9 protein-coding genes are annotated in these 13578 nt (G+C 61.7%); 3 read left to right on the forward strand and 6 right to left on the reverse strand.

Annotation, left to right across the window (positions count from 1 at the left end):
* Positions 1-4: 4 nt before the first annotated feature.
* The 6 genes from glgC to FDM28_RS12610 all read right to left on the reverse strand — a co-directional run bounded on the left by glgC (position 5) and on the right by FDM28_RS12610 (position 10972).
* A complete protein-coding gene (gene glgC / locus FDM28_RS12585) occupies positions 5-1309 on the reverse strand; it encodes a glucose-1-phosphate adenylyltransferase (RefSeq protein WP_087493740.1) in 1305 nt (434 codons plus the stop codon).
* A 60-nt stretch (positions 1310-1369) separates the two neighbouring features.
* Entirely contained in the window at positions 1370-3001 is a 1632-nt protein-coding gene (locus tag FDM28_RS12590) for an alpha-D-glucose phosphate-specific phosphoglucomutase (protein ID WP_138515590.1), read from the reverse strand.
* A gap of 28 nt (positions 3002-3029) precedes the next feature.
* Positions 3030-5120 (reverse strand): glycogen debranching protein GlgX, encoded by a 2091-nt coding sequence (gene glgX, locus FDM28_RS12595; protein ID WP_240791998.1) that lies wholly within the window; start codon positions 5118-5120, stop codon positions 3030-3032.
* 8 nt (positions 5121-5128) lie between these two features.
* Positions 5129-7315: a 1,4-alpha-glucan branching protein GlgB gene (gene glgB / locus FDM28_RS12600; RefSeq protein WP_138515592.1), complete on the reverse strand. Its 2187-nt coding sequence runs from the start codon at positions 7313-7315 to the stop codon at positions 5129-5131.
* Positions 7316-7502: 187 nt separating this feature from the next.
* Positions 7503-8489, reverse strand: coding sequence for a TraB/GumN family protein (locus FDM28_RS12605; RefSeq protein WP_170211747.1), 987 nt, complete (start codon positions 8487-8489; stop codon positions 7503-7505).
* 23 nt (positions 8490-8512) lie between these two features.
* Positions 8513-10972, reverse strand: a complete 2460-nt coding sequence (locus tag FDM28_RS12610; protein WP_138515596.1) for a YgiQ family radical SAM protein — start codon at positions 10970-10972, stop codon at positions 8513-8515.
* A gap of 295 nt (positions 10973-11267) precedes the next feature.
* Here FDM28_RS12610 and FDM28_RS12615 point away from each other — a divergent pair, with 295 nt between their 5' ends.
* From FDM28_RS12615 to FDM28_RS12625, 3 genes are all read left to right on the forward strand, one after another.
* Positions 11268-12110, forward strand: coding sequence for an ABC transporter substrate-binding protein (locus FDM28_RS12615; protein ID WP_138515598.1), 843 nt, complete (start codon positions 11268-11270; stop codon positions 12108-12110).
* A gap of 69 nt (positions 12111-12179) precedes the next feature.
* A complete protein-coding gene (locus tag FDM28_RS12620) occupies positions 12180-12866 on the forward strand; it encodes an ABC transporter permease (protein ID WP_138515600.1) in 687 nt (228 codons plus the stop codon).
* Complete coding sequence (locus FDM28_RS12625) at positions 12863-13576, forward strand: ABC transporter permease (RefSeq protein ID WP_138515602.1); 714 nt, start codon at positions 12863-12865, stop codon at positions 13574-13576. Before FDM28_RS12620 ends, FDM28_RS12625 begins: the two co-directional genes overlap by 4 nt.
* The last annotated feature ends 2 nt before the right edge of the window (positions 13577-13578 follow it).

The raw sequence follows: 13578 nt of genomic DNA on the forward strand, positions 1-13578 counted from the left end.
TAATTTATTGGGCTTCCAGCCGCTTGAGCATGTCTTTGGTCACCAGCACCACGCCGTTGTCGGTGCGCTCAAAGCGTGCCGCATCCGCCACCGGATCTTCTCCGATGACCAAGCCATCCGGCACTTCCACTCCGCGGTCGATTACCACCCGGCTCAGGCGGCAGCCACGGCCGATGGTGACTTCCGGCAGAAGCACGGCTTGGTCAATCACGCAGAACGAATGGATGCGAACGCTGCTGAACAACACCGAGTTGCTGACGATGGAACCCGACACAATGCAGCCGCCCGACACCATGGTGTTGATGGCCTGGCCGTGCTTGCCGTCCGCGTCCTGCACAAATTTGGCAGGTGGCAACTGGCGCTGGCTGGTCCAGATGGGCCAATTGGTGTCGTAGATATCCAGCTCAGGGGTGACTGAGGCGAGGTCGAGGTTGGCTTCCCAAAAGGCGTCGATGGTGCCCACATCGCGCCAGTAGGGCACGGCGTCCGGGGTGGACGACACACAGGACATGGAGAAGGGATGGGCCACCGCCCTGCCCTCGCGCACCACGCGAGGAATCACATCTTTGCCGAAATCGTGGCTGGACTCAGGGTTGGCCAAATCGTCTTCCAGCAGATCGTACAGATACTTGGAGTCGAAGATGTAAATACCCATGCTGGCCAGAGACACCGCGTCGTTGCCGGGCATGGCAGGCGGGTTGGCAGGCTTTTCCACAAACTCGGTGATCTTTCGGGTGCCATCAACGGCCATCACACCAAAGGCAGTGGCCTCTTCGCGTGGCACCTCAATGCAGCCAACGGTGCAGCCAGCGCCACTCTCCACGTGGTCTTTGAGCATCAGCGAGTAATCCATCTTGTAGATGTGGTCGCCGGCCAGCACCACCACGTACTCAGGCTTGCTGCTCTGGATGATGTCCAGGTTCTGGTAAATCGCATCAGCCGTGCCGCGGTACCAGTGCTCCTCGTCCACCCGCTGCTGGGCCGGCAACAGGTCGACCATCTCATTCAGCTCAGCACGCAAGAAGCTCCAGCCACGCTGCAAGTGGCGCAACAGTGAGTGCGACTTGTACTGGGTGATCACGCCGATGCGGCGGATACCGGAGTTCACACAGTTGGAGAGCGCAAAGTCAACGATACGGAACTTGCCACCGAAATACACCGCCGGTTTGGCGCGGCGGTCGGTCAACTGCTTGAGGCGCGAGCCGCGGCCACCGGCCAGCACCAGCGCGATGGTGCGTCGCACCAGCATATGGGGCTGCATGTGGCGCTCTTGGAGCGCGAGGTTGCGGGCGTTGTCTGTAGTGCTCATGGTTTTGTCTCCTGTCGCTTGGTTTTGATGAGATGAGAGTGAGGCCTGCGCTTCTGCGGCTCAGGTCGTCACAGTGGGTTGGTTCATGCCGGTGAAATGGCGGATGCGGGCTACTGCCTCCGCGAGCGCGATCAACGGCTGCAAGGCTTCTTGGGCTGGGATGTCCTGACGGGTGGCATCGGGCTCATGGCGCTCCAGATAAACGCGCAAGGTGGCCCCCTCGGTGCCGGTGCCAGAGAGGCGGAACACCACGCGGGAACCATCGGTCAGCACGATGCGCACGCCTTGCTTCTGGCTCACGCTGCCATCCACCGGGTCGGTATAGGCAAAGTCGTCCGCAAAGGCCACCGGCAATCCGGCAATGGAGGTGCCACCCAAGGTGGGTAAAGACGTACGCAGGTCGCGCATCAGCGCATCGGCCTGCTCGGTGGGAATGCCTTCGTAGTCGTGGCGGGAATACACACAACGGCCGTATTGCGCCCACAGCTCACGCACCAGCGTCTCCACCGATTTGCCGCTTGCGGCAATCAGGTTGAGCCAGAACAGCACGGCCCACAAACCGTCTTTTTCGCGGACATGGCTGGAGCCGGTGCCGTAGCTTTCTTCCCCACACAAGGTGACTTTGCCGGCATCCATCAAGTTGCCGAAGAACTTCCATCCGGTAGGCGTCTCGAAACACGGAATGCCCAGCGCCTTGGCAACGCGGTCCACAGCAGTGGAAGTCGGCATCGAGCGCGCCACACCGGCAATACCGGCTTGGTAGCCCGGCACGAGCGTGGCGTGCGCGGCGATCACTGCCAGGCTGTCGCTGGGGGATACTACGAATTTGCGGCCAACGATCATGTTGCGGTCGGCGTCACCATCGCTCGCAGCACCCATGTCAGGCGCATCGGCGGCGAACAAATGGGCGATCAGGTCTTCGGCATTCACCGGATTCGGGTCCGGGTGCAAACCACCGAAATCTTCGAGTGGTGTGCCATTGACCACTGTTCCTGCGGGAGCACCCAGCTCGCCCTCCAGCAAGGCTTTGGCATAGGGGCCGCCCACGGCGCACATGGCGTCATAGCGCAGGGTAAAGCCGCCCGCAAACAACTTGCGGATGGCGTCAAAGTCAAACAAGCCGCGCATCACTTCGGCATAGTCCGACACGGGGTCAATCACCACCACCTCGGTGCTGCCGATGTGCTGGCTGCCCAAAGTGTCCAGGCTGATGTCGGCCGTATCCATGGTGCGTATCTCGCGAACGACCTTGGTGCGTTCGAAAATCGCCTCGGTGACCTTCTCAGGTGCGGGGCCGCCGTTGGCCACGTTGTATTTGATGCCAAAGTCGCCCTCCGGACCACCGGGGTTGTGACTGGCGGACAGCACGATACCGCCACTGGCGCCATGGCGGCGGATCACAGCACTGACTGCAGGGGTCGACAAAATGCCGCCCTGCCCGACGAGTACCCGGGCATAGCCCTTGGCCGCTGCCATACGCAGGATGGTTTGAATGGCCACACGGTTGTGAAAGCGGCCATCGCCCCCCACCACCAGCGTGAGCCCCGCCGCATCGGGCAGGACGTCGAACAGAGCTTGCACAAAGTTTTCCAGGTAACGGGGTTGCTGGAAGACCGTAACTTTTTTGCGCAAGCCCGAAGTACCGGGGCGCTGGCCGTCAAAAGGCGAGGTAGGGTGGGTGATGCGTGACATGGTGATGTGACAGTGGTGGGATTTGAATTTAAAAAACGGCTTGCGTAGCGCTGAGCAGAATCAGACTATCCGCTTGGACCGTGACAGACAGCGCGACCGGAGATGCGGGTCCGGCGGGAACCGCCGCCGAAGCTGAATCCAGGCAGAGGTGCCAGTCACCTGCCGGCAACGTGAATGGCTGTGCTGACGCCGACGGGTTGAGCAACAACAGCAGCGCGTCAGAAGTGCCCGGCTGCACATGCACCGCCATGGGGCCGCCTTGGGAAGCTTCCCAGTCTGCAGCCTGTAAAGCGCTTCCATCGGGCAACCTCCAAGCGACGACGGGGCCGGTACCGGCCTCGCCCGCATGGCTGCGCCACCATCCGGTAGCTTGCAAGGCAGGCAGTGCACGGCGCAGCGAAATAGCGCGCGCGACAAAGGGAGTCAGGTCGTGCTGCAGGGCATCCCACTGCAGCCAGGTCATGGCGTTGTCTTGGCAGTAGGCGTTGTTGTTGCCACCTTGGCTGTGACCCAGTTCGTCGCCGGCCAGCAACATGGGCGTACCCAGCGAAAAAAGTGTGGCGGCGAGCAAGGCGCGGCGGTGCCGCGCGCGGGCATGCACCACCTGTTCGTCATCAGTCGGCCCTTCCACCCCGTGGTTGACACTCAGGTTGTGGCCATGGCCATCGCGGTTGTGCTCCCCGTTGGCCTCGTTGTGGCGCTGGCAGTAGCTCACCACGTCCATTAGGTTGAAGCCATCATGCGCCGTCACAAAGTTCACACTGCTGTACGCGGCGCGGTGCGCGGGGCTGAACGCATCGGTAGAGCCCGCCAGCCGATTCGCCAGGGCACCGCGCGAAGTACCGTGGTGTAGCCAAGCACCTCGCTGGGTATCGCGAAAGCGGTCGTTCCACTCCAGCCACTCCGGTGGAAACGCACCCAGCTGGTAACCGCCGGGGCCGATGTCCCACGGCTCGGCGACCATCAGGCAGTTGCGCAGCAGCGGGTCTTGCGCGATGGCCATCAACAGGGGCGCGTGCGGGTTGAAGCGGTAGTCGCTGTCGCGCGTGCCCCGGGCTAACACGGGTGCAAGGTCGAAGCGGAAGCCGTCCACCCCGTAGTCGGTGACCCAGGTGCGCAAACTGTCCATCACGGTGCGCAGGACCACCGGGTGGTTCAGGTTGACGCAGTTGCCGCAGCCCGTCCAGTTGAGGTAACGGGATGCATCGCCCGGCTCCAGGTGGTAGTAGGTGCTATTGGCGATGCCACGCAAACTGAGCGTGGGGCCAAACTCATCCGTTTCGCCGGTGTGGTTGTAGACCACATCCAAAATCACTTCCAGCCCGGCCGCGTGCAAGGCGTCCACCATGGCGCGGAACTCGGTGCGTGGCGTGCTGCCGGCAGCACCGCTCCAGTACCGGTTTTCGGGTGCGCTCCAGGCTATTGGACTGTAGCCCCAATAGTTGCTCAGGCCCATGCGCTGCAAGCGCTCTTCATCCGCGCGAAACGCCACCGGCATCAGGCTCACCGTAGTGATGCCCAGCGCCTTCAGGTGAGCAATGGCTGCGGGATGCGCCAGGCCCGCATAGCTGCCCCGCAGCGCCTCCGGCACGCCCGGATGCTGACGGGTAAAGCCTTTGACGTGCAGCTCATACATCACACGTTGCGGCGGCAGCACCACCGGCCCGGGATTCACCGCTGGCAGGGGTGCACAAACGCGGGCTTTCAATGCGGTGGGGGCATTGTCCCGGCTATCGGGCAGCTGCCGGCCGCGCGCGGAATCCGGCGCATATGCCCAGTGAAGGTCCGAACCGTCATAGCGCCCCAGCACCTCGCGGGCGTAGGGGTCCAGCAGCAACTTGGCAGGATTGAACCGGTGTCCACGCTCGGGCGCCCATGCCCCATAGACACGAAACCCATACACCTGCTCTGCACGACCCGCGGGCAGCAGGCCATGCCACACATCGCCTGTTTTGGCGGGCAAGGGCAAGCGCTGCAACTCGGTCACGCCTGCCTCATCAAAGAGACACAGGTCCACCGAAGTAGCGTTAGGCGCAGCCAAGGTGAAATTCACACCCTCCGGCGTGAGGGTGGCCCCCCACTCGGCGGCATTTCCCGGCAGCATGCTCAACAAAGACATGGAACGACTCATTCTTCTCCGGGAATGAGCACAAGGCATGCCAGCGGCGGCAAAGTAATGACCAGCGACTGACCCAAGTGATGCGCTGCGACCGGCTCGGTGCTTCGCGCGGCCGAACTCAGGCTGCTGCCGCCATACACACCGTTGTCGGTGTTGATGACTTCGCGCCAGGCCCCTGCCACCGGCACACCGATGCGGTACCCGGGTCGAGGCACAGGTGTGAAGTTACAGACCACCACCACTGCCCGGCCATCCTTGGCCCGCCGTTGAAAGGCAATAACGGACTGCGCGGAATCGTCATGGGCAATCCACTCAAAGCCTTCTGACTGCACATCCTGCTCATGCAACGCAGGGAACGCACGGTACACGCGGTTCAGATCACGCACCAAACGCTGCACCCCCTGATGCGGCGCTTGTTGCTCCAGATGCCAGGGCAGCTGGGAGCCGTCGGCCCACTCTGTGGGCTGGGCCAGCTCGCAGCCCATGAACAGCAATTTCTTGCCGGGGTAGGCCCACATAAATCCGTAGAGCGCGCGCAGATTGGCGAACTTTTGCCATTCGTCCCCGGACATCTTGCCCAGAAGCGAGGCTTTACCATGCACCACTTCATCATGTGACAGAGGGAGTACAAAGTTCTCGGTGAACGCATACATCAGCCCGAAGGTGAGCTGGTTCTGGTGGTACTTGCGGTGCACGCCGTCCATGGAGGCGTACTCCAGGGTGTCGTGCATCCAGCCCATATTCCACTTGTAGTGAAAGCCCAGACCACCGCTTTGCAGGTCGGGCGACGGCGGGCGGCTCACCCCCGGAAAGGCCGTGGACTCTTCGGCCAGCGTGATGGCCCCCGGCCGCTCGGTGCCGACCACATGGTTCATGCGCCGCAGGAACTCGATCGCTTCCAGGTTTTCACGCCCGCCATGCTTGTTGGGAATCCACTGCCCGGCAGCGCGGCTGTAATCCCGGTAGAGCATGGACGCCACGGCATCCACCCGCAAGCCGTCCACGCCGAAACGCTCCAGCCAATACAACGCATTGCTTACTAAAAAGTTGCGCACCTCGGTCCGGCCGAAGTTGTAGATCAGCGTGTTCCAGTCCTGGTGAAAGCCTTCTTTGGGGTCGGCGTATTCATACAAGTGGGTACCGTCGAACTCCGCCAGGCCATGCGCGTCGCTCGGAAAGTGGGCAGGCACCCAGTCCAGAATCACCCCCAGACCGGCATCGTGGGCGGCGTCTACAAAATACTGAAAGTCTTCCGGCGTGCCAAAGCGAGCGGTGGGCGCAAACAAGCCCAGCGGTTGGTACCCCCAAGACCCGTCAAACGGGTGTTCGCTAATGGGCAACAGCTCCAGGTGGGTGAACCCCATGTCACGCGCATACGGCACCAGCGTGTCGGCCAGCTCGCGGTAGTTGAGCCAGCGCCAGCCATCGGCCTTGCGCCAGGAGCCCAGGTGCACCTCATAAATACTCAAAGGGCTGTCCAGGCCATTGGCGGCGGCGCGCTCCGGGCGCATGGGCAGGCGGGGCAACAAGCCGCACACCACGCTGGCGGTGTCCGGGCGCAGCTGCGCCGCAAAGGCAAACGGGTCGGCCTTGGTGGTGATGGCGCCGCGCGCATTCCAGATTTCAAACTTGTAGAGATCGCCCTTGCCCACATGGGGCAGAAAAATCTCCCAGACCCCGCACTCTTGCCGCAAACGCATGGGGTGGCGCCGGCCATCCCAGCCGTTGAACGAGCCCACCACCGAGACCCGCTTGGCGTTGGGCGCCCAGACGGCAAAGGTCGTGCCTTCGATGCCGCACAAGGTCGTGGGGTGCGCGCCCAGGCACTCGTAGGGGCGCAAATGGGTGCCCTCGGCGAGCAGCCACAGGTCCATTTCCTGCAGCACCACCGGAAAGCGATATGGGTCTTCCAACACGGACACACCGGCGGAGTTGTCTTGCCAGGTGACTTCCAGCAAGTAATCGGGAATGAGCGACTGCTCTGGCAGCGAGAGCGAAAACACGTCCGTGCCTTCATGCCGGCGCAACTCGCCCACCACCGCCCCGCTACCCCGCAACACGGCCCGCACCTGCTGCGCCGCAGGAAACAGCGCACTGATACGTAAGCCGCCGGCCTGCTGGTGCGGCCCCAGCGCGCTGAAAGGATCGGCATGTTGGGCCCGCATCAAGGCACCCAGGTCGTGGTCTGTCAGCATATGTCTCTCGGGTTCGCCCGCGCTCGTGGGCAGCGGGTTTGTCTTTGGTTTAAATCACAGCTTATTCCATAAGTCTGTGAAAAACCGATACCCTGCCGGCAGCCTGCTTCAAAACCGGAATTTTGTAACCGTTACCTGCAGGAGTTACCAAGATTGTGCACGGGTAAACGCGAACCCGGGCCCTTGCCTATCGTGGTAAACGCTCGACCCGATAGCCCATTTGGCCTAACAAGGCCGGCAAACCGCGCGGGCCGGCCATGTGCAGGCTGCCCACCGCCACCAACACCTGCTCTCCGGCTTGGTGCAAGGCATCCATTTGGCGGGCCATGGCCGGGTTGCGTTCATCCAAAAGACGCTGCATTTGTAACTTTTCTGTCAGAGTTACCACGCACTCGCACCACTGCTCGTAGGTGTCCAGGCGCTGCAGATCGCCGGCCTCCCACATGGAAACCAGTTCCAGCAAACTCCCTCGGGCGCGGCCTGATTCCAGCTCACGTAGGCCGTCTTCCAGCATCTGCTTTGCTTCCTTGCTGTTGGTAGCAAACAAGGCCCTGAGCTGTAACTCCACGGTTTCCAAAGACACCACCTTCAGCCCGCTGCCATGCGCAACCAGGGCCAGCAACGTTTCGGAGCCAAACTGCGTCTCGAGACCATCGCGCCGCGCCATGGCCAGCGCGATGTTGGCCAGCAGCAACTCCACAGGTGTTTGGCCCAGGGCCGCCGGGGGAATGCATTGGAGTTGCAGCTGGCGCAGCAAGCGGGCCTTGAGCGCAGGCGCCAGCGGGCGCACCGGGGCTTTGGCCAGTGCCGCGCCCATGGCTGCGACCACTGCGGGGTCCAAGGGGTCCAACTCCAACGCCACGGTGGTGCTGTTGCGCAAGGCCGTTTGCAAGGCCGGCCCCGGCGCCAACCACGCCTCGCGCCCCACATGCAGCGTGCCGTAGAGGTAGGAGCTGTGCCCGCCCTTGCTGACGCGCCACAAAAAGCCACGGTCTTGTGCCTGCTTTTGGGCCGCGGCGAACAACTCCGGACGGAGCTCTTGGGGTGCGGGCGGGCAATCCGCCACCCCTTGCGCCATGGCCGGCGAAAACCAGGAAGCGGCGAGCAGACCAATTGCTATAAAAACAATAGCTGCTCGCGCATGCAACACGGGCGCCAGGCCCTTAAATCGCATGCAAAACGAAGCCAGCACGCCCATCAACGGGGCTTGCGGGCCGCTTTGAACGCAGGCTTTGGCGCCCCGGTGTCCCTCGGTGGCAGGCCGGTGTGCTGGGTCAGCAAACGGCCCTTGACCGGTGCCGCAGCCTTGCCCAGCGGCTGCACGCGCGCAGCCGCCGCCTTGACCGGCGCGACCGTGGAATTCTTTTTGCGGGCACTTTGGTAACCGCCATCGCCCAGCGGCTGGAAGGTGGGAATCAGGTGGTGCTTGCCGTTGCCGATGAGGTCGGCGCGGCCCATGGCCTTGAGCGCTTCGCGCAAGAGCGGCCAGTTGTTGGCATCGTGGTAGCGCAAAAAGGCTTTGTGCAGGCGCCGGCGCTTTTCTCCGCGCACGATGTCCACCGTCTCGTCTTCGGTCTGGGCGGTGCGGTGCACCCGCTTCAAGGTATTGCGGCCGGAGTGGTACATGGCCGTGGCAGTAGCCATGGGGCTGGGGTAGAAGGTTTGCACCTGGTCGGCGCGAAAACCGTTTTTCTTGAGCCAGATGGCGAGGTTCATCATGTCTTCATCGCTGGTGCCGGGGTGGGCTGCGATGAAATACGGAATCAGGTACTGCTTTTTGCCCGCCTCGGCGCTGAACTTTTCAAACAGTTGCCTGAACTTGTCGTAGCTGCCGATGCCGGGCTTCATCATCTTGGTGAGCGGGCCCTGCTCGGTGTGCTCGGGGGCAATCTTCAGGTAGCCGCCCACATGGTGCTGCACCAGCTCTTTCACATACTCAGGGCTTTTCACGGCGAGGTCGTACCGCAAGCCGGAGCCGATCAGGATTTTCTTGATGCCCTTGAGCGCCCGCGCGCGGCGGTAGATCTTGATCAGCGGGTCGTGGTTGGTGGTCAGGTTCTGGCAGATGCCGGGGTACACGCAGCTGGGCTTACGACATGCCGCTTCAATCTCTGGGCTGCGGCAACCCAGGCGGTACATATTGGCGGTGGGCCCGCCGAGGTCGGAAATGGTGCCGGTGAAGCCTTTCACCTTGTCGCGGATGTCTTCCACCTCTTTGATGATGGACTCTTCCGAGCGGCTCTGGATGATGCGGCCTTCGTGCTCGGTGATCGAGCAGAAGGTGCAGCCACCGAAGCAGCCGCGCATGATGTTCACACTGAAGCGGATCATCTCCCACGCCGGGATTTTGGTGGCGCCGTCATGGCTGCCGTTTTCGTCGGCGTAGGTCGGGTGCGGGCTGCGGGCGTAGGGCAAATCGAACACAAAGTCCATCTCCGCCGTAGTCAGCGGGATGGGCGGCGGGTTGATCCACACATCGCGGGCAGTCACGCCTTCGCCATGCGCTTGCACCAGGGCACGGGCGTTGCCGGGGTTGGTTTCCAGGTGGAGCACGCGGTTGGCGTGGGCGTAAAGCACCGGGTCGCTCTTGACTTGCTCGTAGCTGGGCAGGCGGATGACCGACTTCTCGCGCGGCGGCACCTTGAGCTTGCTCTTGCCGGAGAGCGCGGGGTTGGCAAAGAAGGTCAAAGGCGCGATGGCCGCATTGACTTCCGCTTTGGAACCATTTTGAGCGCTAGCGCTTATGACGTCTGCGCGAGCAGCTCCTGAATTCATAGCGCCTGCGGCCTCGGCGGCAGCCGCCGTAGCTTTCGCCTCGTCTTCTTTGGCGCAGGTGGCACCGTTTTCGGCCGCCAGCTCGCTGGTGGTCATGTAGGGGTTCACATGGGCTTCCACGCGGCCCGGCTCGTCCACGGTGGTGGAGGTGATTTCGAACCAACCCTTGCCCGTTTCGTCATCTGGCCGGCGCACAAAGGCGGTGCCCCGCACATCGGTGATGTTCTCGACCGGCTCTTTGGCGGCCAGGCGGTGGGCAATTTCCACAATCGCACGCTCGGCGTTGCCGTAAAGCAGCAAATCGCACTTGGCATCCACCACGATGCTGCGGCGCACCTTGTCGCTCCAGTAGTCATAGTGAGCAATGCGGCGCAGGCTGCCTTCGATGCCACCCAGCACAATGGGTGTGTCTTTGAAGGCCTCTCGGCAGCGTTGGCTGTACACAATGGCTGCGCGGTCGGGGCGCTTGCCGCCCACGTCGCCTGGCGTGTAGGCGTCGTCACTGCGGATTTTGCGGTCCGCGGTGTAGCGGTTGATCATGGAATCCATGTTGCCGCTGGTTACGCCCCAAAACAGGTTGGGTTTGCCCAGCGCCTTGAAGGCCTCGGCACTGGTCCAGTCCGGCTGGGCGATGATGCCCAAACGAAAGCCCTGCGCCTCCAGCATGCGGCCGATCACGGCCATGCCGAAGCTCGGATGGTCCACATACGCGTCGCCGGTGACGATGATGATGTCGCAGCTGTCCCAGCCGAGCTTGTCCATTTCTGCGCGGCTCATGGGCAAAAATGGAGCGGTGCCGAAGCGGGACGCCCAGTATTTGCGGTAACTGGAAATCGGCTTGGCGGCGCGCGCGAAGAAAGAGACGTCGACTGGGGCGTTCATAAGAGTCCGGGGGATAACCCGCGAGTGTAAGGTTTTGCGTCTTTCCACGCACCTGAAAGGGTTTCCGTACCCGACGGTGAATTCCGAATTCGCAGCGCCTGTCGCCTGCGGAACGTTTCGCAATCGGAAATTTTTTGCGAACCCTACTTCCGAATCCGCCAAAAGCACAAACACCACCGGTACAAACCCCCATGCCCCGCGATGGGGCGGCACCAAATTTGCTGTGCTTAGCCCGTAGAATGATTTTTTCTTGTTTTAACCGCCGGCATCGTCCGGCAACTCAAAGGACTTGTCCATGAAGAAACTCCTGCTGGCACTGGCCGCCACCTCCGTTTTGGCAGCTTGCGGCAAAAAAGAAGAAGCTGCTCCCGCAGCGCCTGCTGCGCCCGCATCGGCACCTGCCGCTGCTGCACCGGCACCCGAAGTCGGCCCCCTGAAGGTCGCCATCGACCCCACTTACGAGCCCTTCACCTTCAAGTCCGCAGACGGCCAGCCTACCGGCTTCGACGTGGATGTGGCCAACGCCCTGTGCGAACAGATCAAGCGCAAGTGCGAATTTGTGGAACAAGTCTGGGATAGCATGATCCCCGGCCTGAACGCCAAGAAGTACGACGTGATCATCTCCTCCATGTCTGCAACCGAAGAGCGCAAACTGGAAATCGACTTCACCGACAAGTACTACCAAACCCCCAGCCGTATCGTGCTGAAGAAGGGCACCAAGTTCACTGACATTGCTTCCCTCAAGGGCAAGAAAATCGGCGTGTTGAAGGGCTCCACCCAAGAAAAGTACGCCCTGGACAACTTGAAGCCCGCTGGCGTGGTGGTGAACTCCTACGAAGCCCAAGACCAGGTGTACCTGGACATCAAGTCCGGCCGTCTGGACGGTACCGTGGCCGACTTCCTAGAAGTGACCGGTGGTTTCCTCTCCAAGCCTGAAGGTGCCAAGTATGAGTTGGTGGGACCTGTCCTGAGCGACGCGAAGTACTTCGCTGGTGTCGCTGTGGCCCTGCGCAAAGGCGAAGACAAGCTCAAGGGTGAGTTGAACGAAGCCATCAAGGCCATACGTGCCAACGGTACCTACAAGACCCTGAACGACAAGTACTTTGCCAAGTACAACATCGACGTTTACGGCGAATAAATCTTGTAAACCCGCATGCAATGGGGCGCATCGTGCGCCCCATTGTGTTCATTGCCCTCTCAGGCTTCCATGAATTCTTATTACGTCGCCATATTGCAAGGCTCGGTACTCACCATTGGTGTATCGCTGTGTGCCTTGCTGGTGTCCATCGTCCTCGGGCTGCTGGGAGCGGCAGCCAAGTTGTCAGGGCGTCCGGTACTGGTAGCCCTGTCCACCACCTACACCACCGTCATCCGGGGCGTACCGGATCTGGTCGTGATGCTGCTGGTGTTTTACGGCGGCACGATCGGCCTGAATCATCTGCTGGAACTCTCCGGCAGCAAGAAAACCGTCGATATCAATCCTTTTCTGGCCGGGGTACTCACCATCGGCTTTATCTATGGCGCCTACATGACGGAAACCTTCCGCGGCGCCATTTTGTCCATCCCCAAAGGCCAGATGGAAGCCGCCTGGGCCTTCGGCATGGGGCGCGTGCGTGCCTTCATGCGCATTACCGCCCCTCAAATGGTGCGCTACGCCCTGCCCGGTTTTACCAACAACTGGTTGGTGCTCATCAAGTCCACCGCGCTGGTCAGCCTGATCGGCCTCAAGGAGATGACGTATCTCTCCAAGCAGGCCAGTGCGGCCACCCGCTCGCCGTTTGAGTTTTTCTTGTTCACCGCAGCGCTGTTTTTGATTTACACCAGTGTTTCGCTGTGGGTGTTGCGCAAAGTGAATGCGCGCTACAGCCTGGGCACCAAGCGGGGTGAGCTATGAAATGGCATGTCATTTTTGAGCCGCAAAACCTGCAGCTCTACATCACCGGCATCTACACCACACTGGGCTTGCTGGCTTCGTCGTTGGCGATCGGCGCCGTGCTGGCCCTGATTTTTGCGCTCGCGCTGACCAGCCGCTGGGCCCTCCTGCGCTGGGTGGTGGGCAGCTACACCTATGTGATCCGTGGCACACCGCTGTTGATTCAGGTCTACCTGATTTACTACGGCCTGGGCCAACTGGAGTGGATCCAAGCCCGCTGGGACGATGTGTGGCCTTGGACACACTTTAAAGAGCCCTTCTTCTGCGCCCTGCTGGCATTCAGCCTGAACACGGCCGGCTACACCGCCGAAATGCTGGCGGGTGCCATCCGGGAAACCGCTGCCGGCGAATTGGAAGCTGCGCAGGCCTATGGCATGAGCCGTTTCCAGGCCATGCGCCGCATCGTGCTACCCAGCGCCCTGCGCCGCACCCTGCCCGCCTACAGCAACGAAGTGGTCATGATGCTGCAAAGCACCAGCCTGGCCAGTGCCGTGCCCAGCATGCTCGATGTGACCGCTGCCGCCAGCCGGGTGTACTCGGACTATTACCTGCCTTTCGAAGCCTACATTGCGGCAGCCGCTATCTATTTAGTAGCATCGTTCTGCCTGATCGGCATGTTCCGTTTGGCAGAAAAGCACTTTCTGGCCTACCTGGCGCCACGCAAACACTGAAG

The organism is Rhodoferax bucti (genome assembly GCF_005876985.1).
GTDB lineage: Bacteria > Pseudomonadota > Gammaproteobacteria > Burkholderiales > Burkholderiaceae_C > Allorhodoferax > Allorhodoferax bucti.

Bases quoted from the DNA above. Each gene is read 5' to 3' on its own strand.
- FDM28_RS12605 (WP_170211747.1), bottom strand. From the start codon at position 8,489: ATGCGATTTAAGGGCCTGGCGCCCGTGTTGCATGCGCGAGCAGCTATT.
- FDM28_RS12610 (WP_138515596.1), bottom strand. From the start codon at position 10,972: ATGAACGCCCCAGTCGACGTCTCTTTCTTCGCGCGCGCCGCCAAGCCG.
- glgB (WP_138515592.1), bottom strand. From the start codon at position 7,315: ATGCTGACAGACCACGACCTGGGTGCCTTGATGCGGGCCCAACATGCC.
- glgC (WP_087493740.1), bottom strand. From the start codon at position 1,309: ATGAGCACTACAGACAACGCCCGCAACCTCGCGCTCCAAGAGCGCCAC.
- FDM28_RS12590 (WP_138515590.1), bottom strand. From the start codon at position 3,001: ATGTCACGCATCACCCACCCTACCTCGCCTTTTGACGGCCAGCGCCCC.
- FDM28_RS12620 (WP_138515600.1), top strand. From the start codon at position 12,180: ATGAATTCTTATTACGTCGCCATATTGCAAGGCTCGGTACTCACCATT.
- FDM28_RS12615 (WP_138515598.1), top strand. From the start codon at position 11,268: ATGAAGAAACTCCTGCTGGCACTGGCCGCCACCTCCGTTTTGGCAGCT.
- FDM28_RS12625 (WP_138515602.1), top strand. From the start codon at position 12,863: ATGAAATGGCATGTCATTTTTGAGCCGCAAAACCTGCAGCTCTACATC.
- glgX (WP_240791998.1), bottom strand. From the start codon at position 5,120: ATGTCTTTGTTGAGCATGCTGCCGGGAAATGCCGCCGAGTGGGGGGCC.